The sequence below is a fragment of the Actinotalea sp. Marseille-Q4924 genome (assembly GCF_916618755.1).
GTDB lineage: Bacteria > Actinomycetota > Actinomycetes > Actinomycetales > Cellulomonadaceae > Actinotalea.
Genome location: NZ_CAKAKB010000006.1, coordinates 308,050 through 332,130 on the forward strand (window position 1 = coordinate 308,050; position 24,081 = coordinate 332,130).

The window sequence follows — 24,081 nt, forward strand, 5'->3', positions numbered from 1 at the left end:
CCGGGTCGTCCGCCATCCACAGCCCGGACGGTCCCGGGGGCGGGTCGCCGGCCGGCGCTGGTCAGGGTGTCCAGGTGATCCGACTCCGCGCCGCTGCAGCGCTCACCGCCGTCCTCGTCCCTCTCCTCGCCGCCTGCTCGGCACCTCTCCAGGACCCCACCACCGAGGGGCCCGTCACGAGCTCACCCGACCCTGCGGGTCAGGGCCGTACCGACGACACAGCCGCCGCGGCGCCTCGGGCTGACGACGCCCACCAGCCCGGGACCACGCCGTCGGACGCCGGGGAGCTCTCCGACCTCGTCACGATCGCAGCGGTCGACCCGGCCCTGGGGCACGGGCACGACGTCAGCGGGGCGGCGATCGCCACCGACGCCGCTGCCGCCGCCCGCGCCGAAGGCTCGCAGGTCGGCGCCGAGCTCACCGCCACGCTCTTCGTCGCCGCCTGGAACGACGCCCTCAACACCGGTGACGGGGCGCAGGTGCGCGCCCTCTCGCTCGAGTCGTGCACGTACTGCGCGGCGGTGGTCGAGGCAGCCCAGCAGTCGACCGTGGACCCCACGGTGACCATCTCCACGACGCTCTGGCCCGTCACGTCGTGGGGGCCGTCCGAGGACCCACCGCACAGCACGGTCGTCGCCGGCATCGAGCTCGTCGCCGTGCGCGCAGGCGACCCGACGGCCGCCGAGGCCCTCGAGATCGAGGTCGTCGACCACCGGCTCCAGCTCGTGCAGGTCACCACAGCGTGGGTGGAAGGCGCCTGGTGGGTCCGGAGCGTGGTCGCCGAGCCGTGGGACGGCAGCGACCCGCTGTCGTCCTGACGGCGCCGTTCGCGCCCGCCCGCGCCACGGGCCACGGGTGGCCGCACACGCACGGGTCGTCGGCCCCGCCCTGCGGAATGCCCGTGCGAGAGGCACGGTTGCACCGACGTCCACCGCAGCCGACGAGGAGCACCGTGACGACCGACCGCGCGACGAAGGACGGCACGGCCGCCGTCGGCTTCCGGTCCGAGCGCGGCCGCATCCTCGTCGCCCTCATGGTGACGACGGGCCTCATCGCCATCGACTCGACGATCCTCGCCACCGCGGTCCCGACGATCGTCGCCGACCTCGGCGGCTTCTCCAGCTTCCCGTGGCTGTTCTCGATCTACCTGCTCACGCAGGCCGTGTCCGTCCCCATCTACTCCAAGCTGGCGGACACGGTGGGTCGCAAGCCGGTCGTCCTCCTCGGGATCGGGCTCTTCGCGGTCGGGTCCCTGCTCTGCGCGGTCGCGTGGTCGATGCCGGCCCTCATCGCGTTCCGGGCCATCCAGGGCCTCGGGGCCGGCGCCGTCCAGCCCATGGCGGTGACCATCGCCGGCGACATCTACAGCGTCGCGGAGCGGGCCAAGGTCCAGGGCTACATCGCGAGCGTGTGGGGCGTCTCAGCCGTCGTCGGCCCGACGCTCGGCGGCGCCTTCGCCCAGTTCCTCACCTGGCACTGGATCTTCCTCGTCAACCTCCCGCTGTGCGTCGCCGCCGCGTGGCTGCTGGTGCGCTTCCTCGACGAGACCGTCGAGCGGCGCAGCCACCGGATCGACTGGGCGGGCGGCCTGCTGCTCACCGGGTCGATGAGCCTGCTCATCCTCGCGATGCTGGAGGGCGGGAACGCCTGGGCGTGGACGTCACCGCAGAGCGTGGGTGCGTTCACGGTCGGCCTGGGGATGCTCGCGGCGTTCGTGCTGGTCGAGCGGCGCGCGGCGGAACCGGTCCTGCCGCTGTGGGTGCTGCGTCGGCGCCTGCTGCTCACGACCGCGCTCATCGGCATGGGCGTCGGCGTCGTGCTCATGGGCGTGACGACCTACGTCCCGACCTACCTCGAGGCGCTGCTGGGCGTGACGCCTCTCGTCTCGGGCCTCGCGCTGGCCTCCCTCACCATCGGCTGGCCGATCGCCGCGACGGTGTCGGGACGCATCTACCTGCGCATCGGCTTCCGTCGCACCGTGCTCATCGGCATCGCCGTCCTCGTCACGGCGGCGACGACGCTGGCCGTCACCTCCGGCACGGCGTCGGTCGTCGTGGTCGCGGTGTGCTGCTTCGTCATGGGCCTGGGCCTCGGCCTCGTCGCCTCCCCGAGCCTCATCGCCGCGCAGTCCAGCGTCGGCTGGGGCGAGCGCGGCGTGGTCACGGGCGCCAACATGTTCGCCCGCGCGATCGGCAGCGCCGTCGGCGTCGCCATGCTGGGCGCGCTGGTGAACGGCCTCATGCGGGGCCAGGACGCCGTGTCCGCACCCGAGCGCTTCGGGGACGCCGCCACGGCGGTGTTCACCGCGGTCGCCGTCGTGGCCGGGGCCCTCGTGCTCGCGGCGCTGGCCATGCCGCGCAACGACCGCCCGGTCCCCTAGCAGGCACAGGCGGCACGAGCGCGAGCTCGGGCGCCGTGGCCGTGCGCCTGACGCGACCTACAGTCACCTCATGACGCATCCCATCCGCATCGCGGTCCAGCTCCAGCCCCAGCACGCCGAGTACACGCAGATCCGCGACGCCGTGCTGCGCGCGGAGGACGCGGGCGTCGACGCGATCTTCAACTGGGACCACTTCTTCCCGCTGTCCGGCGACCCGGACGGCAAGCACTTCGAGTGCTGGACGATGCTCGGCGCGTGGGCGGAGCAGACGAGCCGCGTCGAGATCGGCGCGCTGGTGACCTGCAACTCCTACCGCAACCCCGAGCTGCTGGCGGACATGGCGCGGACGGTCGACCACATCTCCGGCGGCCGGCTGATCCTCGGCATCGGCGCCGGCTGGTTCGAGAAGGACTACGACCAGCTCGGGTACGAGTTCGGCACCGCGGGCTCGCGGATCGCCGACCTCGCCCAGGCCATGCCGCGCCTCACGGCTCGCCTCGCTGCCGGGAACCCGGCGCCGACCCGGCAGATCCCCGTGATGATCGGCGGCGGTGGCGAGCGCAAGACGCTGCGGATCGTGGCCGAGCACGCCGACATCTGGCACACCTTCGGTGGGGTCGACGTCCTCACGCGCAAGAGCGCCATCCTCGACGACCACGGCGCCGCGGTCGGTCGCGACGCGACCGTCATCGAGCGTTCCGTGGGCGTCAGCAAGCCGCCCGAGGCCGTCGCCGACGCCCTCGTCGCAGCGGGCGCCACCCTCTTCACCATCGGCGTCTCCGGCCCCGACTACGACCTCTCCCTGGTCGAGCAGTGGGTCCGCTGGCGCGACGCGCGGGCCGCCGCCGGCGCGTGACCGTGGACCCCGCCCACGGTCAGCTGCCGTTCCTCGTCCGGCTGGACTGGGGCCTGGACGGCGCCCGTGCGATCGCACCGGGGACGTCGACGACCGTGGTCGTGGACGTGCTCTCCTTCACCACCACGGTGTCGGTCGCGCTGGACGCGGGGATCGACGTGCTCCCCTACCCCGCGTCCGACGCCGGTGGGGTCGACCACGCGGTGGCGCACGACGCGGTGCTGGCCGTCCCCCGCTCATCGGCCGGGCCGGGCGACGTCAGCCTCTCCCCGGCGAGCCTCCGCGCCGCCCGGGGCATCAGGCGGCTCGTGCTGCCGTCGCCGAACGGCTCCACCATCGCCGCCCACCTCTCCGGCTCCGGCCGCGGCGTGCTGGCGGCGTCCTTGCGCAACGCCACGGCGATCGCCGAGTGGATCACCGCCCAGCACGGTCCGGACGGCGCCCCGGTCGCCGTCGTCCCCTCCGGTGAGCGCTGGCCCGGCGGCACCCTGCGCCCTGCGGTGGAGGACCTCTGGGGTGCAGGGGCGGTCGTCGTCGGACTGCTCGAGCGGGGGTGGACCAGCGCGTCCCCGGAGGCCCGCACCGCGGCTGCCGCGTTCCGGGAGGTCCGGGCGGGCCTGGGGGCCCAGCTGCGCAGCTGTGCGTCGGGTGCCGAGCTGATCGCGGCGGGGCACCCCCACGACGTCGACGTCGCCGCCGAGCTCGACCTCAGCAGGTGCGTGCCGGCCCTCCAGACGTCGGTCTTCCGCGACGTGAGCCGGCCTCCGCAGGGCGCCCCGCGCCGGGCCTGACCCCGCCGGTGCCGAGCACCCACCGGTCCTGCGCGGTGCGGTTCGTACCGCGCACGAAGGGCGGCTCGATCGGCGCCGATGCCCCGTCACGCTCCCGCGAGCACCCCGCCGGCCGTCAGCACCCACGAGCCACCGAGCACCGCGGCGCCCACGCAGACGACGAGGAACAGCCCCACCCACAGCAGCGCGGGCACCCGGGTCAGCCCGGCCAGGACGTCGGCGTCCGACCCGCCCCGTCCACGCCGGCGCTCCCGTCGCCGCGCCGCCTGCAGCTCGAGGACGGCGCGGGGCGCGCCGAGCAGGAGGAACCCCGTGACGGCGTACGCGGCAGCCACCTGCCAGGCCGACGGCGCCCACGACGTCAGGAGCACGAGCACGACGCCGCTGACGAGCACGACCCACAGCCCGTACCCGTTCCTGATCTGCAGCAGCACGAGGGCGAGCACCACGAGCAGCGCCCACAGCACCCCGACCGCGTACCCGCGGGAGAGCAGCCACGCGGCGCCGAGCCCCAGCACCGCCGGCCCGGGGTACCCGGCGAACGCGGTCGCCACCATCCCGGGGCCGCGGGGCAGGCCGACGGAGACGGTGAGCCCCGAGGTGTCCGAGTGCAGCCGGATGCCCTGCAGCCGACGGCCGGTGAGCACCGCGACCGCTGCGTGCGCGGCCTCGTGGACGATCGTCAGCGCGTGGCGCGCGACGCGCCACAGGCGGGGCATCGCCAGGACCACGAGCACGGCGACGACGGCGCCCAGCACCACGGGACCGGGCGGCGGGGGCTGCGGCGTCGTCACCTCCCGCCACAGGTCACCGAGCCACCGGGTCACCGACCCCTCCGCACCGTCCACCGACCCACCTCCGGGCAGATCATCCCCCGGCGCGGCGGGCTCGCACCGACCGCCACCCGCCGGCCGCATGAGGCGCGGCTGAGCGTGCCGCCGTCCCGGGTTGCGGCGCGCGGGACGCGATGATCACCTGGCGAGCATGACGACGCCTCCCGACTACTCCGACCTGCGCGCCCTGTTCATCAACTGCACGCTCACGCCGAGCCCGCAGACGTCGAACACCCAGGCCCTCATGGACAACGCGATCGCGATCATGCGGGGGGCGGGCGTGGAGGTCGACCAGCTCCGCGCGGTCGACCACCCGATCGCCCCCGGCGTCCAGCCGGACATGCGCGAGGCGGGCTTCCCCGACGACGCCTGGCCCGAGCTGAGCGAGCGCGTCCTCGCGGCGGACATCCTCGTCCTCGGCACCCCGCTGTGGCTCGGCGAGAAGTCCAGCGTGGCGACGCGCGTCATCGAGCGCCTCTACGCCCTGTCCGGCGAGACCAACGACGCCGGCCAGTACATCTACTACGGCAAGGTCGGCGGGCTCGTGGTCACCGGCAACGAGGACGGCTACAAGCACGCCGGCATGAACGTCCTGTACTCCCTGCAGCACATCGGGTACACGATCCCGCCGCAGGCGGACTGCGGGTGGGTGGGCGAGGCGGGGCCCGGCCCGTCGTACGCCGACGAGGGCTCCGGCGGCCCGGAGAACGTCTTCACCCAGCGCAGCCTGACGTTCATGAGCTGGAACCTCATGCACATGGCGGCGCTGCTCAAGCGCTCCGGCGGCATCCCGGCCCACGGCACGTCCGGTCCCGCATGGGAGGACGGCGAGCGCTTCGGCCACCCGTACGGCGACCGGCTCTGACCGCCGACGACGCCGCGCGGCGCAGCGCCGCCCCGACGACAGCTCACGACCCCACGCCGGCGACCGCGGACGGCCCGGTCCCGCCGCACCCCTACCCTCGGGTCATGACCGGGGGACTGCACGCCGCCGCGCGCGCCGCACTCGACGCCTACGGCCGGGCCAACGCACCGTTCGTCGAGATCAGCACCTCCCACAACACGGTCTGCCGCGTCGACGCGCCAGGCGGCCCGTTCGCGCTGCGCATCGCGCCGCACGGGACGGTGCACCGGCCAGGTGCCGCGGACGCCGAGCGTGCGCTCCTGGACGACCTCGCCTCCCGGGGCGTCCGTGCACCGCGCGTCGTGCCCACGGACGACGGCGCCGCCTCCGTCACCGTCGAGGTGCCCGACCTGCCCGGCGCGCGCGAGTGCATGCTGCTGGCGTGGGTGCCCGGGGTCCCCGTCCGCAGGCCGTGCAGCGTCGAGCAGGCCACGGACCTGGGCCGCGTCGCCGCGCAGCTGCACGAGCTGGCGCCGACGGCGCTGCTCCTGCCCCCCGGTGTCCTGGACGGACGGGACGCGTTGGCCTTCGCCGTCCCGGACCTCCTCGACACCGCCGGCCGCCTCGCGCCGGTGCTGCGGGACGCGCACGACCGGGCCCAGGCCGCCGTCGACGACCTGTGGGAGTCCCGGGCCGGGGCGGGGGCCGCGGCGCGGGTGCTGCACGGCGACCTCACCCAGACGAACGTCCTGACGACCGAGCCGTCGCCGGACACCGCCGCGGACACCTCACCCGGTGACGCGCCGCGGCTCGTCCCGATCGACTTCCAGGACCTCCTGTGGGGCCACGTCGAGCAGGACCTGGCCATCTCGCTGCTGCGCCTGTCCCGCGACGACGAGACGGGCGAGCGGTGCGCGGCGTTCCGCGCCGGGTATGCCGCCGTCCGACCGTGGCCCGCGCTGGACGCGGGGCTGCTGCGCGACCTCTTCGCGGCGCGCCGCCTCCAGATGGTCAACCTCACGCTGGTGCTGGGCCGGCCGGGCAGCGGCCCGGCGATCGACCTGCACACAGCGGCCCTGGAGCGTTACGCCGCGGGCGCCGGTCCGGCCGGCCAGGAAGGTGCGGCGATCGCCGCGGTCACGTCCTGACGAGGGACGTCAGGGCCGCTGCTCGCGGGCCTGGCGCACCAGGTCGCGGACGCCGTCGACACCCATGAGGGACGACTGCTTCTCCGCCAGGTGCCACGCGTCGCCGGTGAGGTGGCCGTCGGCCCGTTCGACGACGAACATCGCCTCGCCACCCGGTGCGGTCAACGGCGTGATGCGCCACGTCACGGCGTAGCCGCGCAGCGGGTGCCTGCCGTGGACGACCATGGTGGACGCGCTGGTGCGCGGCTTCCGGGTCGCAGCGATCGTCGCCATCACCACGTTCACCTCCCGCGATCCCCGTGACGCCGTCGTCCCGACGCGTCCTGACCTCAGTCCCATCGGCCTGTGCGCGCTCCCACTGAAGCCCGGACCTCGATCTTCTCCGCCACCCGGGTGAGTTCCACCCGTGGGATTCACACCGTCGTGTGACGGCGAGCGAGCCCGACGGCCGACCGCCTAGATCGGCTGCGGTCCCCCCTCGCGCACGACCATGACGGCCGGCGGCACGACGAGCGCGGCGGCCACGGTCACGAGCAGCACGGTCCGCGTCAGCTCCCCGCCCACGACGCCCCCGCTCAGCCCGAGGAGCAGCCAGACCGCCAGCGGCAGCCCCACCAGCACCGGCAGCGACCACAGCCACACACGAAGGCGCCGGCCCTCCCGCACGAACCGCCGCAGGACGAGCGTGAAGAGCACGACCCACGCCACCGCGGCGGCCAGCAGCCCGACGACGAGCCCGAGGGCGAACGCGGCCAGGTCCTCCCAGCCGTCGCGCGGCGGCCCGCCCACCCCGGACGCCAGGCCGACGACGACGCCGACGACGACGCCCACGAGCACCGCCCCGACGGCCGCACCGAGCGTCCACCCCAGCATGTGTGCCCTGCGACCCATGACGCCTCCGTCGACCGCGCGGACCCCGTCGCCCGCGTGGTCGAACGCTAGGGCACGGCGCCCGTCACACCATGACGTCGCGGCGGCGGAACGCGATCACGCCGACGACGGCCGCCACCACCGCGAGCGCGACGAGCAGCCCGTAGCCGCCCGCGCTGACCCCCTCGGTCAGCGGGTCGCCACCGACGTACCAGTGGTACGGCGAGAGCTGCTCCATCCACGAGCCGCCCTCGACCAGGGGGCCGAGGTAGGCGAGGACGTAGGACAGCACGGCGACCCCGGCTGCGGCTCCGACCGCGGACGCGCGCCGGCCGGTGGCGGCTCCGACCGCGTAGGCCAGGGTCCCGAGCGCTCCGCCGAAGAGCCACAGCCCCAGGCTGCCCGCGGCGAGGCTCGTCACCGGCAGGTCCATCCCCATGACACCCGTGAGCGCCACCAGCACCGCGGTGAGGGCCACCACCAGGACGAGCACGACCAGCCACAAGGAGGCGAGCCGCTCGACGTAGACGGTCGTGCGGGAGACCGGCGCCGTCAGCTCCAGCTCCAGGACGGCGTCCTCCTCCGCCCCCGCGAGCAGCCGGGCACCCAGCCCGATCGCGCAGACCAGCACCAGGATCGCGCCGAGCAGCTGGTAGACCGTCGACTGGACGTAGCCGCCGGCCGTCGCGATGCTCTCGAACCCCATCGCGGTGATGAGCTCGGGCGGCATCGCCTCGAGCATGACGTCCATCTTCGCCCCGCCGACGCTCGGGTAGAACGCCGTGTACATCGCGCCGACGGCGCAGACGGCCACGGTCCACAGCAGCGTCGACCGACGCCCGCTGTGCAGCACCCCGCGCAGGACGGTGCCGGCGGGCGCCGTCGTCGTCGGTCGGGCGGCGTGGGCCGTCGTCGGCGCGCTCATCGGACGCCTCCCCGCACGCCGCGCCGGAGGACGGCGACCCGGCCCCCGGCCGGCTCCTCCGGCGGGCCGGCGCCCGGGTCGGTCCGGTAGAAGTCCATGAACAGGTCCTCCAGCTCGCGGTCCTGCGCCTGCCAGCGCAGCACGCGGTGCCGCGCCGCGAACCGCAGCAGCTCGGTGGGCTCCCCCCGCAGCAGGCACGTGACGGTCGTGCCGTCGAGGACGACGTCCGTCAGCCCCGGCACCCCGGCGAGCTCCGCCGCGTCGACGGGCTCGGCGAACTGCAGCACCACGTGCTGGCCGGCGCGCCGGCGCAGGGTCGCGACGTCGTCGACGTCCACCACCACCCCGGCCCGGATGATGGCCACGCGGCCCGCCACCTGCTCCACCTCCTGCAGCACGTGCGAGGAGAGGAAGATCGTGGCGCCGTCGTCGGCGGCCTCGCGGGCCAAGGCGCGGAACTCGTGCTGGAGCAGGGGGTCCAGGCCGCTCGTCGGCTCGTCGAGAACGAGCAGCTCGGGTGCGTGCATGAACGCCTGCACGAGCCCGACCTTCTGCTTGTTGCCCTTGGACAGCGCGCGCATGTCGCGGGACAGGTCGAGGGCGAAGCGGTCGGCGAGCCCGGCGATCCGGGACGCGCCGCGGCCACCGCGCAGCGCCGCGAGGTGGTGCAGGTACTCCCCGGCGGTGGTGCGAGGCGGCAGCGCGAGCTCGCCGGGCAGGTAGCCCAGGCGCGAGCGCAGCGCGGGGCCACCCACGGTGGGGTCCTGGCCGAGCACCTCGACCGTCCCGGCGGTGGGGCGGAGGAGGTCCAGCAGGAGTCGGATGGTCGTGGACTTCCCGGCGCCGTTGGGACCGAGGAAGCCGAAGACCTCGCCGGCCCGGACCTCGAGGTCCAGGCCGTGCAGGGCTCGCGTGCGCCCGTAGTCCTTGACCAGCCCGGTGGTGCGGATGGCGGGCGTCTCGCCCTGCTGTGCCATGACGCCATCCTCCGCGTGCGCCGATGCGCGGGCAACGGGCCATCGGTCCCGGGGAGCGGTGATCACCCCGCTCCCGTAGCGTCGTCGTCGACCCGAGGAGAGGCCCGAGCACCATGAGCACGCCCGACCGGAACGACCACGACGACCCGTCCGCCGGCACGGACCTCGGTGCCGAGGAGCCCACCGCCGCACAGGCACCGGAGCACCCGCTCGTCCTCGTGCTGCACGGCGCGCGCGGCGACCTCGCGCGCCGGTCGGTGTACCCGGCGCTGGCGACCCTGCACCACCGGAGGCTCCTCCCCGCGCACTGGGCCCTGCTGGGCACCGGGCGGGAGACCATGCCCGACGCGGAGTTCCACGAGCTCGTCGCGGAGTCCCTGGCGGAGTTCGGCGGCGAGGACGGGACGGACACCCCGGACGGCGAGGTCGTCGCGGCGCTCACGCGCCACTCGGTGTTCTGCTCGGAGGTCGGCGACGAGGACCCCGGCACCCTGCCCGAGGCGCTGGAGCACGTGCGCGGCGTCCTGGCCGAGGCGGCCGACGGCGACGTGTCCGAGGTCGTCGTCGTGCACTACCTCGCGATCCCGCCGGCGGCGTTCGAGCCGCTCACACGGAACCTCGACCGGCACGGCCTGACCCGCGGCCCCGACGGGCGCGCCGACACCGTCCGCGTCGTCTACGAGAAGCCCTACGGGACGGACCCCGACTCGTTCCGCACCCTCGACGCCGTCGTGCACGAGGCGCTGGAGGAGTCGCAGGTCTTCCGCATCGACCACTTCCTCGGCAAGGAGGCCGTGCAGAACCTGCACGTCCTGCGGTTCGCCAACGAGCTGTTCGCGAGCGTCTGGGACGCCCGGCACATCGAGCAGGTCCAGATCGACGTGCCCGAGACGCTCGACGTCGCCCAGCGCGCGGAGTTCTACGACGCGACGGGCGCGGCGCTCGACATGGTGGTCAGCCACCTCTTCCAGGTCGCCGCGCAGGTCGCGATGGAGCCGCCCAAGGGCATGGACATCGACAACCTCGTCGAGGCCAGGGAGGCGGCGATCGCGTGCTTCCGGCCGCTCGACCCGACCGGCGACGTCGTCCTCGGCCAGTTCGACGGGTACCGCGACATCGAGGGCGTGGCCGACGACTCGACGACCGACACCTTCATCGCCGCGCGCCTGTGGGTCGACAACAACCGGTGGCGCGGTGTGCCGTTCCTCCTGCGGACCGGCAAGCGGATGGCGGCGTCGGCGCAGCGGGTGACGCTCGTCCTGCGCCGCGATCCCGAGCAGCTCTTCGGTGACCGCGTCGTACCCGGCCTCATCAGCCTCTCCCTCAAGGGCGACGGTGCCATCGAGGTGACGACGAGCATCAAGAAGCCCGGACCGGACCTGGACATCGTCGCCGGGACCGCGCGGCTGGACCTCGGCGACGTCGAGGGTGGCGAGCCGCTCGCGGCCTACGCGTCGCTCCTGCAGGACGTGCTCGTGGGCGACCGCTCGCTCTTCACGACGCCGGAGGGCCTCGAGCACGCGTGGCGCGCGTTCGAGCCGCTGCTGGGCGGGGACCGCCCCGACCCGGTGCCGTACGCGCCGGGATCATGGGGCCCGGCGGAGTCCGCGCGTCTCGCCGAGCCCCACGGGTGGTTCGCCGGGGACTGATGGCGCCCCGCCGTCGCCTCTCCGGGGTGAGCCGAGGCCCGCGCATGTCGTCCTTCCGGTGGATCCGCCGTGCTTCCGCGCGCCCGTAGCGTCGCGGTGGACGTGCAACCGCACGTCCACCCGGGGGGATCGGACAGGGCACATGGCGGTCGACACGCGCGGCACGGCACCGGACCACCCGCCCGGCGAGGCACCTGAGCCGGCGGCCGTGCCGCCCGGCGAGCGGCGACGCGACCGCGCACGGCTCGTCGCCGCGGTCGTGCTCGTCGGCGGGGCCGTCGCCGTGTGGGAGCTCGGGGCGCTCCACGACGACGAACCGCTGCTGGGCGGCGAGCGCTGGGGCTGGGGGTCGTGCCTGTCGCGCAGCTCGCCTGCCGCCGTGGACTGGACCATCGGTGGCGTCCTGGCCGAGCCGACCGCCGACGTCGTCGTGCTCGACGTGCGCGCGGTGCGGCCCCAGAACGTCGTCGTCCGTGAGGGCACCGTGCTGCCGTTCGTCGGTGACCGCGACGGCGACGGCGACCGGACGCTCCTCGGCGACGTCCCCGGCTACCCGCCGGCCGACGCGGGCGCGGCCGACGTCGTGTGGGCGCAGGGCGACCCCCTCGTCGGCGCCGTCCTCGTGCACGAGGCACCGACGAACCTCACCTGGCGCGCGCAGGTCCGCGACCCGGCCCAGGACGCCCGCTACGAGGCCGTCGAGATCGAGTACCGCAGCGGCCACCGCCGGTACGTCGCCGTCGTCGACCACGACCTGCTCATCCCGGGCGGCGCCGCGGCGTGCCCGGCGCGGTGACCGCGTCGGGACGTGCCGTACGCGATGACCGGGTGCTGAGGTGGCGCTGGGGGCTGCCGCTCCGGTTCCGGTTGCCGACCCCACGGCGCCGTCGTTCGATCGCTCCATGACCGACACCACCACCACGACCCGCGCCCACGACGACGGCCCCGACGAGGCGCACCGCATCCCCGACGGCGTCGACGACGCCACGGTCGAGGCGGTCGGGAAGCTGACCGCGGCCCTGGAGGTCGTGGAGCAGGCGCGCGGGATGCTCTACGGCGTCCACCGCATGACCGGCCGCGCCGACAACGACCTCGTCGAGGCGATCGAGGCCCTCGAGCGGGCCGGTCACGGCGAGCTCGCGGAGAAGATCCGCGCGGACCTCTTCGGCCAGAACGTCCTGCGCTACCGGTGGACGTTCCAGATCGTGGAGGACTACGACGACCACTACTGGTCCAAGTGGCGGCACTGGGAGAAGGAGGCCCGCGACCGGCTCATGGACGGTCGGCGGCACGTGTACGAGGCGCAGCTCAAGGAGCAGAACCGCACGCACGGCCGCCCGGACCACGAGGCGCGGCCCGTCGACGGGGAGTGACGGGCGCGGCTCAGGCGGCGGTGCCGCGGCGGGCGGTGATGCAGATGAGGTCGCCGTGGTGCTGGACCTCGGTGACGAGCCCGCCCGCCTGGAGCGCGGCGGGGACGAGCCAGGCGGCGCGGTGCGTCCCGCTGCCGGTGGGCGGTGCGTGCACGAGGACGACCTGGCCGTCCGGTGCGAGGAGCTCCGTGACGCGCAGCACCTCCTCCTCGGCGCTGCCGGTCCAGAAGCTGTTGACGTCCACGCCGACGATCGCGTCGAAGCGGGGGCCGTCGTACCGGAGGTCCGCGAGCGCCACCTCGTGGAGCTCGACGTAGCCGGCGGCGAGGTGCTCCGCGTTGCGGTGCCGGGCCTTCTCCACGGCGGTCGCCGAACGGTCGATGGCGACGACCGTCGCGCCGCGCCGGCACAGGACGTCCGTGAGGACGCCGGCACCGCACCCGATCTCCAAGACCCGCTGGCCGGGCCGGGGGTCGACCAGGTCGGCGGCGACCCGCACCCTCTCGGGCACCTGGTCCCCGCGCCGTTCCCAGCTCGCCGGTGAGCTCATCTGCCCGAGGGTGGCAGCGCGGTGCGGGTCATGCCAAGCCCACGCGCCGGAAGATCACCCTCAGCCCTCCGCGAAGGCGGCGAGCCCGAGCGCGACGGACCGGTCGAAGAGGACCTCCCGCTCGGCGGCCGAGAGGGAGACGTCCTTGAACAGCAGGTCGGAGATCGTGCAGATGGCGAGCGCCTCGCGCTGCTCCTGGTCGGCGACGGCGTAGAGGCCGGCGGCCTCCATCTCCACCGCGAGCGTGCCGTGCTGCACGAGCGCGTCCATGGTCGCGGGCCGGTTCGCGTAGAAGACGTCCGAGGACAGGACGGGCCCCACGTACACCTGGCCGCCCCGGGTTCGCCGACGACGTCGCGCGGCGCCGTCCTTCGGGTCCTTGCCGTCCTTGGGCTTCGCGGGCCTGGGGTGACCCGGCCCGACGTCGCCCGCGGCCGCAGCAGCTGCCATGAGGGAGAAGCTCGGGGCGTGGCTGTAGTGCATGCCGGGGATCCGGTGGGCGCTGACCGACGAGTCCGTGTGGGCGGCGCTGGCGATGACGACGTCGCCGACGTCGAGGTGGTGCGCCATGCCGCCCGCCGTGCCGATGCGGATGATCCGCTGCACGTCGAAGAACCGGAACAGCTCGGTCGCGTAGATCGAGATCGAGGGGATCCCCATGCCCGAGGCGAGCACGGACACCGGGCGACCGTCGAAGGTGCCGGTGTACCCGAGGATCCCCCGGACCTCGGTGACCTGCTTCGCGTCGGAGAGCACCGTCTCCGCGATGCGCTGCGCGCGACGGGGGTCGCCCGGCATGAGGACGTCGGGAGCGAAGTCGCCCGGTTCGGCGCCGATGTGCGGGGTAGCCATGGGGGCGACTGTAGTTCAGCCGCTCCGTGCGTCGCCGGGCCCTCCGCGGCCGGCGTCCTCCCGCTCGATCGCGTCGAGCTCCTCCACGAGCCGCCCGTCGCGGCGCAGCAGGACCACGCTCACCACCAGGCCACCCCAGATGAGGAGTGCCGACAGGACGAGGAAGACGATCGCTGTCGCGGTCATCGCAGTCCCTCCTCGGGGTGGGTGGGGCGCGTGCCCTGCACGGGTTCACCGGGGCGGGCCGGGACCCGCGACCACCTGCTGCCCCAGAGCTCACGCGGCGGCAGCTCGTGCGGGACGAAGGTGTCCACGTCGTGCCGCCACGGGACGACGGTCATGACGATCGCCACGAGCACGGCGAGGCCGACGGCGCCCCAGCCGATCGTGGTGAGGAATCCCCACGGGTACCCCTCGTACGGCTCGCCGAGGAGCGACCGGACACCCGTGACGAAGATGTAGCCGAGGACGAGCGGGACGCCGAGGCCGACGAGCACGCGCCACCAGCCGCCGACGTGCACGCCCGGCCGGGCGTTGAGGTGCGTCTGCAGCTCGCGCAGGCGGCGCAGTGCGAGCCCGACGACGAGCGTCATGATCACCGCCGACCCGACGACGCCCACCTCGTTGATGTACTTGTCGGTGACGTCGAGGACGTAGAGCGCCGTCGTCGTCGAGAAGAGGACGATCGAGACGACGGCGACGGCGCCGCCGATGAGGAGCGCCGCCTGCCGCGGGGACCAGCCGAACTTCTCCTGGAAGGCGGCGGAGACGACCTGGAGGATCGACAGCAGCGACGTCAGCCCCGCGAGCGTCAGCGAGGCGAAGAAGAGGACGCCGAAGACGGGCCCGCCCGGCATGAGCGACAGGATCTGCGGGAAGGCGACGAACGCCAGGCCGACGCCCTGGATCGTCTCCAGCTCGCTCACGGCGACGCCCTGCTCGAAGGCGATGAACCCGAGGGCGCTGAAGACGCCGATGCCGGCGAGGAGCTCGAAGGAGGAGTTCCCGAAGCCGACGACGAGCCCCGTGGAGGTGAGGTTCGCGCGGCGCCGCAGGTACGACGAGTACGTGATCATGATGCCGAAGGCGATCGACAGCGAGAAGAAGATCTGGCCGTACGCGGCGATCCACACCCCGGGGTCGGTCAGGGCGCCCCAGTCCGGCGTGAAGAAGGCGTTGAGACCGTCGGCCGCACCGTCGAGGGTCACCGCCCGGACGACGATGGCGGCGAACATGACGACGAGCGTGGGGATGAAGACGACGTTCGCGCGCTCCACACCCTTCTGGACGCCGAGCGCGAGGATCGCGATGGTGACCAGCCAGATGAGCACGAGGGGGATCAGGACCCCCGGCACGACGTCGAGACCCACCCCGGGCGCGTCGGCCACCTGGAGGAAGTCGCCGAAGAAGAAGCCCTCGGGGTCGTCGCCCCACGCCTGGGTCGCGGCGAACACCGTGAAGCTCGTCGCCCACGCGATGACGGCCGTGTAGTAGAGGGTGATGACCAGCGAGACGCCGACCTGGAACCAGCCCAGGCCCTCCGCCGGCCTGCTCATCCGCCGGAACGACGTGGGTGCCGAGCCGCGGAAGCGGTGCCCGATCGAGTAGTCCAGCAGCAGGATCGGGATGCCCGCGGTGAGCAGCGCCACGAGGTACGGGATGAGGAAGGCGCCGCCGCCGTTCTCGTAGGCGACCCCCGGGAACCGCCAGATGTTGCCCAGGCCCACCGCCGAGCCGATCGCCGCCAGCACGAACCCGAACTGGCCCGACCACTGCTCACGGTCGGCGCCGTGGTGCGCACTCACCGTCCTGCTGCTCATGGCCCCTCCTCAGCCGCTCGCCGCCTGCGTCTCGAACGTGACGTCCTCGCCCGCCGCCTCCAGGACGACGGTGTCACCCTCCACCCGCACGTCCGTGAGCTCAAGCCCCTCCGGCAGCTGGTCGACGGGCACGGCGAGTCCGTCGAACGCACCCTCGAGCCCCGGGATGCCGCTGAGGTCGAAGGAGCCTCCGCCGGCGCTGATCTCCTGGACCTCGATCGCGATCTCGCGTCCCGCGGCGGTGGGCAGCAGGACGATCTCCAGCGGGATCCCGAGGACGTCGCCCTCGGCGACCAGGGAACCGTCCCGCGCCGTGAGCGTGACCGGCAGGTCGATGACCTCGCCGAGGCGGTCGACCGGTGCGACGGCCGTCAGCTCGGCCGTCCGGGCCGTCGTCGGCTGGTCGGTGGACACCCCGGTGAGCCGGACCTCGACGTCCTGCAGCGTGAGCCCCTCGAGGACCGCCTCCTCCGCGGCGATGTCGACCTGGTCGAGCTCGCCCGCGAGCACCTGGGTGAGGAACGGCCAGCCGCCGATGGTGACGTCCGGGGGTGCGTCGAGCCCGCGGATCTGCTCCGGGAGGTCCGCGGCGAGGCGGTCCTCCGTCCGGTCGCGGGCGATGCCGTCGGCGACCACGGCGCCCCCGGCGAGCACCACGACGACGACCACGGTCCCGATCACCGCACGCGCACCCATGGGACGCACAGTAGGCAGCCGCCCCCGGCGGGGCGAGGTGAACCGGGTCCCGCGCCCGCTGTGGCCCCGGCTGTGACCGCGCTGTGGCTCCGTGGCTTCGCCGGGCGCACGCGCACCGCCAGGGCTCTGTCCAGGGGGCGCGGAGCGACCTAGCCTGGAGTCACCGCCTCGACGACGAGGCCCGCGCAGCGGGGGTTCGGATGGGTCTGGTGTGGGTGCTGCTGCCGATGGTCGTGTTCTGCGTCATCGGGTCCCTGCTCCTGCCCGAGGACCCGCCGTCCCGCGTCGTGCGGTCCGCCGGACGGTGGCTGCGGGCTCGGCTCGCCCGCGCACTCGACAGGCCGCGGCAGGCCTGGCGTCGCCGCCGGCCGCCGCCCCCGCCGCCTGTGCCGGACCCGTTCGAGGTGCTGTCGCTCCAGCTGCGGCTCGGGATGCTCGCCGACCAGCTGCGCGTCCTGGAGAGCGACCCGCAGGTGTTCGCGCGAGCCCGGCGGCTCATGGCGGTCCGCGCCGCCTATGACGCGCTCCTGGCGGAGGCGTGCCGGCTCGCAGGTGTGGAGCTCGACGAGGACGACGGTGAGCTCGCCACGGGGAGCGGGACGAGCCCCTGGTCGGACCAGGAACGGTTCCGCGAGGAGATGGAGCTGGCGTCACGCGGCTGGTCGTGGTGACACGCGTGGACCCGTGGCCGCCTGGTTCCGTGACCGCCTGTCCCGTGACACGGCCGCCGGGGCCCATGCCCTGACGGCTCATGCCCTGACCGTCAGGGTGCTGCCGCCGCCCGGTAGCCGGCGGACCTCGACGCGCTCCGCGATGGCCTGCTTGAGCGCCTCGACGTGCGACACGACGCCGACGACGCGCCCTCCGTCGCGCAGCCGCCCGAGCTCGGCCAGCACCACCTCGAGGGTCTCGGGGTCGAGCGTCCCGAAGCCCTCGTCGACGAAGAGGGTCCCGAGCTCGGTCCCGCCGGCCTCGGCGGTCACGACGTCCGCGAGGCCGAGCGCGAGGCACAGCGACACGTAGAACGTCTCCCCGCCGGACAGGGTCCGGGGGTCGCGCTCGCCGCCGATCTCGTGGTCGACGACCTTCATGGCCAGCCCGGTGCGCCGCGCGCGCACGGCCTCCTTCTCCTCGGACCGCGCGAGCTCGAACCGGCCCGCCGACATGGCCGTGAGCCGCCCGTTCGCCGCCGCGACGACGTCCTCGAACCGGCGGGTGAGGACGTACGTGGCGAGCGTGAGCTGCTTGGCGTTGTCCGACCCCGAGGCCGCGGCGAGGTTGGCCATGCGGACCACGGGGACCGCCTCCCGCCGGACCCGTTCCGCGGCGTCGACCGACGCCCGCAGCCGTTCGAGGGCGTCCTCGGCCGCACGGGCGCGGTCCCGCACCTGGCCGGCGAGGGCGGTCGCGTGGGTCGCGGCCTCGTCCGCGGACCGGTGACGGGCCTCGGCACCGGTCACGTCGACGACGACGTCCTCCCCCAGGTCCCGCAGCGGGGGCTCGGCGAGCGCCGACCGGACCCGGTCGAGGTCGCGCGCGTGCTGCTCGGTGCGGCGGACCCACCCCTGGAGCACGACGTCCGTGACGGCGCAGGCACGGACCTCCTCCGCGGACGCCATGCCGGCGCGCCCGAGCGCCGCCGCCAGCTCGGCCGTGCAGCGGTCGACGCCCGTGGCGGCCGCTCGTGCCGCCGACGACGCGGCGAGCCACGCGCCGATGCGACGGGCGCGGTCACGCACCTCGTCGACGCGCTCGGCGACCGTGGCGTGCCCGTCGAGCTCGGTCGCCACGGCGGCCACGTCCGCGGCGAGCGCCGCCTCCAGGCCCTCCACCCGTGCCCGCTCCGCGGCAAGGCGGGTCGCCAGGTCCGCGACCCGCTGGTCCAGGGACAGCGTCTCCTGGTCGTGACGGACCAGGGCCGTGTCGAGCTCCTTGCGCCGCCGTACGGCCGCACGAGCGCGGTCCCGCGCGTCCTGCGCCTCGAGCAGCGCCGCCTTGGCCGCGGCCTGGTCGAGCCCGCCCGTCATGGCACGACGCGCCTCGACCTGCTCCCGGAGCGCAGCGAGCCGGCTCGCGCCCGACGCCACCGCGCCCTCCGCCGTGGCGCGCGCCGCCTCGGCGGCGGCGACGTCGGCGGCGCTGACGTGGTCCGCGGCCAGACCGGCCGGGGCGGGGTGGTCCGTGCCGCCGCAGACGCCGCACGGCTCCCCCGGCCGCAGGGCCGCGGCGAGCTCGCCCGCGATGCCGGCGAGCCGGGCGGCACGCAGCGCCGCCTCGTGCGCGACGCTGCTCGCGGCCGCCTGGGCCAGGCGCGCCAGGCCACCGGCCGCACGCTCGACCTCGACACCACGGGCCGCGACGTCGTCGGCGGCGGCCAGGCGCTCCTCGGCGGCGACGACGACCTGCTCGGCCGCGCCCAGCCCCTCGGCCGTCCCACGGGCCACGACGAGCTGGTCGTGGAGCTCCGCGCGGCGGACCGGCCGCTCGGCACGAGCACCGTGCAGCGCGTGCAGCTCGACGTCGATGGCCTGGACCGCCCCGGTCGCCGTGGCCAGCGCGGCCCGCCGCGCCGGGATGCCCCGCTCGAGCTCGACCAGCCGCTCCAGCACCGCAACGGTGCCCGTGCACGCGTCCCGAGCGGCGACGAGGTGCGGCTCCACGCCGCTCGTGCCCTCGTCCTGGGCGGCGACCGTCGCCCGCAGGTCCTCCGGCGCGCGCTGCTGTGCCGCTGCCTCGACGTCACGGGCCGCGGCGTGGGCCCGGTCGGCCTCGGTGAGCGCATCGACGTAGGGCAGCACCTGACCGGCCTTCCGTGCCGCGGCGGCCCGGTCCGCGAGCGCGGCGACCTCCTGGACCTGCGCCAGGAGGTCCGCCTCCTCCGCGCGCAGCACCTCACGGCGACGGAGGGCGGCCGCCAGGGCCCGCGCGGCGTCGAGGGCCTCGCGCTCGGTGGCGCACCGCTCGCGCGCGGCAGCGGCGGCGGTGTCCGCCTCCACCGACGCGGCGGCGAGGTGCTCGACGTGCTCCGCCGCGCGCCGCTCGACGTGGGGTCGCTCGTCCGCGGTGGTGAGGCTCTCGGCCGCGAGGTCGGTCAGCTGCGCCGTGGCGACCTCGTCCAGCCCGGCGGCCCCGCAGAACGAGGCCGTCGACTGCCGCACCCGCGCCAGCGCCTCCCCGACGTCACGGTGGACCTCGGCGCGCATGCGCTCCAGCCGGACCTGCAGCTGCTCGTACACCGCCGTCCCGAAGACCTTCTGCAGCAGCCCTCGGCGGTCCTCGGGCTTGGCGCGGAGGAACCCGGCGAACTCACCCTGCGGCAGCACGATCGTCTGGACGAACTGGTCGCGGTCCAGCCCGACGATGCGCTGCAGCTCGGCGCCCGCCTCGTCGAGCCGCGCGGAGAGGAGCTCACCGGTGTCCGGCGCGTCCGGCGAGGCGAGGCGCCACAGCCGCACACCGGCCTGCTGCGTGGTGGTGCCCGCGCCGCGCTGCTTGGGACGCTGGTAGGCCGGCGTGCGGCGCACCCGATAGACCCCGGACGAGGTCTCGAAGACGAGGTCGACGAACGTCTCGACGTCGGGGCCCGCGTGGCCCGACCGCAGCCGGTCCTCGCTCGCGTCGCGCGAGGCGACCTTGCCGTACAGCGCGAACACGATCATGTCGATGAGCGTCGACTTGCCGGCACCCGTCGGTCCCTCGAGCAGGAAGATGCCCCCGGCGCCGAGCTCGGCGAGGTCGACCGTGTGCCGGCCGGGGAAGGGGCCGACCGCCTGGAACGTGAGCGTGTGCAGGTGCATCAGGCGCTCCGGTCCCCGGCGAGCACGTCCTCGTAGGCACGGCGCAGCACGGCGAGCTCCTCCGGCGACGGCGGTGCACCGGTGACGTGCTCGACGAACTCGCCGGTGACCTGCAGCGGGTCGCTCGCGCTCGTCACGACCGTCGCGCGGGCGCGCTGTGCGGCGACCGCCGGCCGGTGCTCGACGACGAGCGCGTGCGGGAAGCGAGCCTTGACCCGGGCGTAGAGCTCCGTGGGCCGGGCGTCGTCGGTGACCACGACGCGCAGCCAGTCGTCCCGGTGCGGCTCTCCCGCGGCCCCGCGCAGGTCGTCGAGCCGACCCGTCACCTCGGCGAGCCGCCGCGGCACGGGCGCGGGGACCAGCTCGGTCCCGCGGACGCCGTCGGGTCCGAGGTCGACGAGCACCGTCGCCTTGCGCTGCCGCAGCTCGGAGAACGAGTACGCCAGCGGCGAGCCGGAGTACTGCAGGACCGGGTCGACCGCCGCGCCGGCGGCCCCGTCACCCGGACCGCCGTTCACCCCGACCGGGAAGCCGATCCGCTGGGGACCGTGCAGGTGACCCAGCGCCACGTAGTCGACGCCCCCGAAGACGCCGGCCGGCACCGCGTCGACGCCGCCGACGCGGATGTCCCGCTCCGAGTCCGACGCCTGCCCGCCCACGACGAACGCGTGCGCCATGACGACGCTCCGCGGGCGTCCCCCGCCTCGGGTCGACCGGCGAGCGAGGTCCGACCGCACCCGCCGCAGGGCCGCCGCCGTCACGGCCTCGTGGGACCGGGGCAGCGGCTCCCCCGTGGTCACGGTGGGGTCGCCCTCGGCGAGCGCGTGCCGCGTCGTGTCCGGGTCCAGGTACGGCAGTGCGTGGACGAGGACGGGGCCGTCGTCGTCGCCTAGCTCGACCGGGATGCCGACGTCGGCGACCCGGGCCCGCACGTGCACGCCGCTGCGGAGCAGATCGGCGCCGAACCCGAGCCGCACGGCCGAGTCGTGGTTGCCCGGGGTGACCACGACCGTCGTCGTCCGCGCCAGCCGGGAGAGCGCGTCGGACAGCAGCGTGACGGCCTCCACCGGCGGGACCGCACGGTCGTAGACGTCCCCGGCCACGACCACCGCGTCGGCGTCCGCCATGCGGGCCAGCTCGACGAGGTGGTCCAGGTACGCGGCCTGGTGCTCGAGCATGTCGACCCCGTGCAGGGTGCGACCGAGGTGCCAGTCGCTCGTGTGCAGGATCCGCATGGCCGCGACGCTAACCGAGGGCACCGACACGGCCGGTGACGCAGCGCCGTCGGGTACCCCGGTGCGAGGATCGCGGGTGAGGTCCCGACGGAGAGGTCATGCCCGACCGCCGTCGGCCGATCGTCCCCGGGGGGAAGGTGCGCCGTCGTGCGCCCCCGACACCCGAGCATGCTGAGCACGCTCACGACGCACGAGGAGGGCGCGGCGGGAACGGCCCGCGCGCCCGCGACGCTGGAGGTCTGATGGCATCCGAGAACGAGCACGGGCTGCGGCTGGTCACAGCCGACGACGGCGGGCCCACGCCGCCGCACGGGCCCACCGCCGGCGCAGGAACGAGCGATCAGGGCGCCTTCGCGGGCCTGCGCACCGCGTTCCACGACCTCGACGAGTACGTCGCCCTGCCGCGGATGTCCGGCCTCGTCCTCTCGCCCGACGGCTCGCGCCTGGTCACCCAGGTCGCGACGCTCAACCACGACAAGACCAAGGTGCACACCGCGCTGTGGGAGGTCTACCCGACCCGCGCCCGGCCGGCCCGCCGCCTCACACGGAGCGCCCAGGGCGAGTCGGGCGCAGCGTTCACGCCCGACGGGGACCTGCTGTTCACGTCTTCCCGCCCCGACGCCGACGCCACCGAGGACTCCGAGAAGCCCCTCGACAAGCCGGCTTTGTGGGTGCTGCCCGCGGGTGGCGGCGAGGCCCGGATCGTCGCGACCCGGCCCGGCGGCGTGAGCGGCGTCAAGACGGCCCGGTCGTCCTACGCCGTCGTCTTCGCGACCGAGATGCTGCCGGGTGCCAAGGACGGCGCCGACGACGAGCGCCTGCGCACCGTGCGCAAGGACGCCAAGGTCAGCGCGATCCTCCACGACGGGTACCCCGTGCGGTACTGGGACCACGACCTCGGTCCCGAGGCGCCGCACCTGCTGGGCTGGCACTTCACCGCCGGCGACGACGTCGCCCGGTCCGTCGAGGTCGCGAGCCGCAGCACCGAGCACCTCAAGGTCTCCGACCTCACCCCGCGCCCAGGCGGCGCCCTGCGCGAGGCGGAGTACGACTTCAGCCCCGACGGCACCTTCGTCGTCTCGACGTGGGACCTCACCGAGGCCCGCGGCACGCAGCGACGCATCCTCGTCCGGCTCGACCTCGACACCGCCGAGCGCACCGTCCTCGTGGACGACCCCGAGGCCGACCTAGGTCGCCCGGTCATCTCGCCCGACGGGACCGGGGTCGCGTACGTCCGGGAGTCGCTCGCGACCCCCGACCAGGCGCCCCGCGTCACGCTCCACCTGCTCCCCCTGGAAGGCGAGGGCCGCGAGCCCGGCCGGCCGCGGCAGCTCGTCGCCGACTGGGACCGCTGGGTGTCCGGCCACCAGTGGCTGCCGGACGGCTCGGGCCTCGTCGTCACCGCGGACCAGGACGGCCGCGCCCCGGTGTTCACGATCGACCTCGGGTCCGACACCGTCGAGCAGCTGACGCACGACGACTCGGCGTACTCGGACCTGCAGGTCGCCCCGGACGCGAGCGTCGTCTACGCGCTGCGCTCGTCGTACCTGGCGCCGGCCCACCCGGTGCGGATCCACCTCGTCGCGGACGAGCACCGCGGGCGCGGCACGGTCACGGTGCTGCGCGCCCCCACCCCGCCGCCCACGCTGCCCGGCACCCTCACGGAGGTCCGCACGACCGCCGAGGACGGCACCGAGGTCCGCGGCTGGCTCGCGCTGCCGGACGGCGCCTCCGCGGAGACGCCCGCACCGTTCCTGCTGTGGATCCACGGCGGGCCGCTCGGGTCGTGGAACGCGTGGTCGTGGCGCTGGAACCCGTGGCTGATGGTCGCCCAGGGCTACGCCGTCCTGCTGCCGGACCCCGCGCTGTCCACCGGGTACGGGCAGGAGTTCGTCCAGCGGGGCTGGGGCGCGTGGGGTGCCGCGCCCTACACGGACCTCATGGCCATCACGGACGCCACCGTGGCCCGGGACGACGTCGACGAGACGCGGACCGCGGCGATGGGCGGCTCCTTCGGCGGCTACATGGCGAACTGGGTCGCGGGCCAGACGGACCGGTTCCGGGCGATCGTCACGCACGCGAGCCTGTGGGCGCTGGACCAGTTCGGGCCGACGACGGACGCGGCGTACTACTGGGGCCGCGAGATGAGCCCGGAGATGGCCGAGCGGTACTCCCCGCACCGGTTCGTGCAGGACATCGTCACGCCGATGCTCGTCATCCACGGCGACAAGGACTACCGGGTGCCGGTCGGCGAGGGTCTGCGGCTCTGGTACGAGCTGCTGTCCTCCTCGGGCCTGCCGGCCGACGACCGCGGCCGGTCGCCGCACCGGTTCCTGCTGTACCCCGACGAGAACCACTGGATCCTCACGCCGCAGCACGCGAAGGTCTGGTACCAGGTCGTCGAGGGCTTCCTCGCCCAGCACGTCCTCGGCCAGGAGCCGCCGCCGCTGCCGGAGACGCTCGGCTGACACCGGAACGACGACGG

23 protein-coding genes are annotated in these 24,081 nt (G+C 74.7%); 11 read left to right on the plus strand and 12 right to left on the minus strand.

Annotated elements, in window-relative coordinates; all coding sequences use genetic code 11:
- Positions 1 to 74: 74 nt before the first annotated feature.
- From LG379_RS16445 to LG379_RS16460, 4 genes are all read left to right on the plus strand, one after another.
- Positions 75 to 818 (plus strand): hypothetical protein, encoded by a 744-nt coding sequence (locus tag LG379_RS16445; protein ID WP_225755671.1) that lies wholly within the window; start codon positions 75 to 77, stop codon positions 816 to 818.
- Positions 819 to 1,033: 215 nt separating this feature from the next.
- Positions 1,034 to 2,380: an MDR family MFS transporter gene (locus LG379_RS16450; protein ID WP_225755764.1), complete on the plus strand. Its 1,347-nt coding sequence runs from the start codon at positions 1,034 to 1,036 to the stop codon at positions 2,378 to 2,380.
- Positions 2,381 to 2,450: 70 nt separating this feature from the next.
- On the plus strand, positions 2,451 to 3,236 hold the full coding sequence (locus tag LG379_RS16455) for an LLM class F420-dependent oxidoreductase (protein ID WP_225755672.1): 786 nt from the start codon (positions 2,451 to 2,453) through the stop codon (positions 3,234 to 3,236).
- Positions 3,233 to 4,027, plus strand: a complete 795-nt coding sequence (locus LG379_RS16460) for a 2-phosphosulfolactate phosphatase (protein ID WP_225755673.1) — start codon at positions 3,233 to 3,235, stop codon at positions 4,025 to 4,027. Before LG379_RS16455 ends, LG379_RS16460 begins: the two co-directional genes overlap by 4 nt.
- A gap of 86 nt (positions 4,028 to 4,113) precedes the next feature.
- On the opposite strand, the gene LG379_RS16465 is transcribed toward LG379_RS16460, so the two are convergent.
- Complete coding sequence (locus tag LG379_RS16465; RefSeq protein WP_225755674.1) at positions 4,114 to 4,875, minus strand: M50 family metallopeptidase; 762 nt, start codon at positions 4,873 to 4,875, stop codon at positions 4,114 to 4,116.
- A gap of 136 nt (positions 4,876 to 5,011) precedes the next feature.
- Here LG379_RS16465 and LG379_RS16470 point away from each other — a divergent pair, with 136 nt between their 5' ends.
- Positions 5,012 to 5,725, plus strand: a complete 714-nt coding sequence (locus tag LG379_RS16470; RefSeq protein WP_304522801.1) for a flavodoxin family protein — start codon at positions 5,012 to 5,014, stop codon at positions 5,723 to 5,725.
- Positions 5,726 to 5,829: 104 nt separating this feature from the next.
- Positions 5,830 to 6,852: a phosphotransferase enzyme family protein gene (locus LG379_RS16475; RefSeq protein ID WP_225755675.1), complete on the plus strand. Its 1,023-nt coding sequence runs from the start codon at positions 5,830 to 5,832 to the stop codon at positions 6,850 to 6,852.
- 9 nt (positions 6,853 to 6,861) lie between these two features.
- Here LG379_RS16475 and LG379_RS16480 read toward each other — a convergent pair whose 3' ends face one another.
- The 4 genes from LG379_RS16480 to LG379_RS16495 all read right to left on the minus strand — a co-directional run bounded on the left by LG379_RS16480 (position 6,862) and on the right by LG379_RS16495 (position 9,624).
- Complete coding sequence (locus tag LG379_RS16480; protein ID WP_225755676.1) at positions 6,862 to 7,125, minus strand: hypothetical protein; 264 nt, start codon at positions 7,123 to 7,125, stop codon at positions 6,862 to 6,864.
- 183 nt (positions 7,126 to 7,308) lie between these two features.
- The gene (locus tag LG379_RS16485) at positions 7,309 to 7,743 is read right to left on the minus strand and encodes a hypothetical protein (RefSeq protein WP_225755677.1); all 435 of its coding nucleotides are present in this window, start codon (positions 7,741 to 7,743) and stop codon (positions 7,309 to 7,311) included.
- A gap of 64 nt (positions 7,744 to 7,807) precedes the next feature.
- Positions 7,808 to 8,647: an ABC transporter permease subunit gene (locus LG379_RS16490; protein ID WP_225755678.1), complete on the minus strand. Its 840-nt coding sequence runs from the start codon at positions 8,645 to 8,647 to the stop codon at positions 7,808 to 7,810.
- Positions 8,644 to 9,624, minus strand: coding sequence for an ABC transporter ATP-binding protein (locus tag LG379_RS16495; protein ID WP_225755679.1), 981 nt, complete (start codon positions 9,622 to 9,624; stop codon positions 8,644 to 8,646). The genes LG379_RS16490 and LG379_RS16495 overlap by 4 nt, the downstream gene beginning before the upstream one ends.
- 113 nt (positions 9,625 to 9,737) lie before the next feature.
- Between LG379_RS16495 and LG379_RS16500 the strand changes: the two genes are divergently transcribed.
- From LG379_RS16500 to LG379_RS16510, 3 genes are all read left to right on the plus strand, one after another.
- A complete protein-coding gene (locus LG379_RS16500; RefSeq protein ID WP_225755680.1) occupies positions 9,738 to 11,273 on the plus strand; it encodes a glucose-6-phosphate dehydrogenase in 1,536 nt (511 codons plus the stop codon).
- 142 nt (positions 11,274 to 11,415) lie between these two features.
- Positions 11,416 to 12,069: a hypothetical protein gene (locus LG379_RS16505; RefSeq protein ID WP_225755681.1), complete on the plus strand. Its 654-nt coding sequence runs from the start codon at positions 11,416 to 11,418 to the stop codon at positions 12,067 to 12,069.
- A gap of 106 nt (positions 12,070 to 12,175) precedes the next feature.
- Positions 12,176 to 12,646, plus strand: a complete 471-nt coding sequence (locus LG379_RS16510) for a hypothetical protein (RefSeq protein WP_225755682.1) — start codon at positions 12,176 to 12,178, stop codon at positions 12,644 to 12,646.
- 10 nt (positions 12,647 to 12,656) lie between these two features.
- On the opposite strand, the gene LG379_RS16515 is transcribed toward LG379_RS16510, so the two are convergent.
- Genes LG379_RS16515 through LG379_RS16535 form a run of 5 tightly spaced genes read right to left on the minus strand, consistent with a single transcriptional unit; the run spans position 12,657 to position 16,564 of the window.
- Positions 12,657 to 13,196 carry a cyclopropane-fatty-acyl-phospholipid synthase family protein gene (locus tag LG379_RS16515; RefSeq protein ID WP_225755683.1) on the minus strand — a complete coding sequence of 180 codons (540 nt, stop codon included), beginning with the start codon at positions 13,194 to 13,196 and terminating at the stop codon, positions 12,657 to 12,659.
- 60 nt (positions 13,197 to 13,256) lie between these two features.
- Entirely contained in the window at positions 13,257 to 14,048 is a 792-nt protein-coding gene (gene deoD / locus LG379_RS16520; RefSeq protein ID WP_225755684.1) for a purine-nucleoside phosphorylase, read from the minus strand.
- A 15-nt stretch (positions 14,049 to 14,063) separates the two neighbouring features.
- On the minus strand, positions 14,064 to 14,234 hold the full coding sequence (locus tag LG379_RS16525) for a methionine/alanine import family NSS transporter small subunit (protein WP_225755685.1): 171 nt from the start codon (positions 14,232 to 14,234) through the stop codon (positions 14,064 to 14,066).
- Positions 14,231 to 15,868 (minus strand): sodium-dependent transporter, encoded by a 1,638-nt coding sequence (locus LG379_RS16530; RefSeq protein ID WP_225755686.1) that lies wholly within the window; start codon positions 15,866 to 15,868, stop codon positions 14,231 to 14,233. The genes LG379_RS16525 and LG379_RS16530 overlap by 4 nt, the downstream gene beginning before the upstream one ends.
- 9 nt (positions 15,869 to 15,877) lie before the next feature.
- The gene (locus tag LG379_RS16535; RefSeq protein ID WP_225755687.1) at positions 15,878 to 16,564 is read right to left on the minus strand and encodes a DUF2993 domain-containing protein; all 687 of its coding nucleotides are present in this window, start codon (positions 16,562 to 16,564) and stop codon (positions 15,878 to 15,880) included.
- 200 nt (positions 16,565 to 16,764) lie between these two features.
- On the opposite strand from LG379_RS16535, the gene LG379_RS16540 reads away from it, so the two are divergent.
- Complete coding sequence (locus LG379_RS16540) at positions 16,765 to 17,235, plus strand: hypothetical protein (protein WP_225755688.1); 471 nt, start codon at positions 16,765 to 16,767, stop codon at positions 17,233 to 17,235.
- Between the two features lie 78 nt (positions 17,236 to 17,313).
- On the opposite strand, the gene LG379_RS16545 is transcribed toward LG379_RS16540, so the two are convergent.
- Both LG379_RS16545 and LG379_RS16550 read right to left on the minus strand, forming a co-directional pair.
- Positions 17,314 to 20,361: an AAA family ATPase gene (locus LG379_RS16545; protein ID WP_225755689.1), complete on the minus strand. Its 3,048-nt coding sequence runs from the start codon at positions 20,359 to 20,361 to the stop codon at positions 17,314 to 17,316.
- Complete coding sequence (locus LG379_RS16550) at positions 20,361 to 21,596, minus strand: exonuclease SbcCD subunit D (protein ID WP_225755690.1); 1,236 nt, start codon at positions 21,594 to 21,596, stop codon at positions 20,361 to 20,363. The genes LG379_RS16545 and LG379_RS16550 overlap by 1 nt, the downstream gene beginning before the upstream one ends.
- Before the next feature lie 242 nt (positions 21,597 to 21,838).
- On the opposite strand from LG379_RS16550, the gene LG379_RS16555 reads away from it, so the two are divergent.
- Positions 21,839 to 24,064 (plus strand): alpha/beta fold hydrolase, encoded by a 2,226-nt coding sequence (locus LG379_RS16555; protein ID WP_370634547.1) that lies wholly within the window; start codon positions 21,839 to 21,841, stop codon positions 24,062 to 24,064.
- The last annotated feature ends 17 nt before the right edge of the window (positions 24,065 to 24,081 follow it).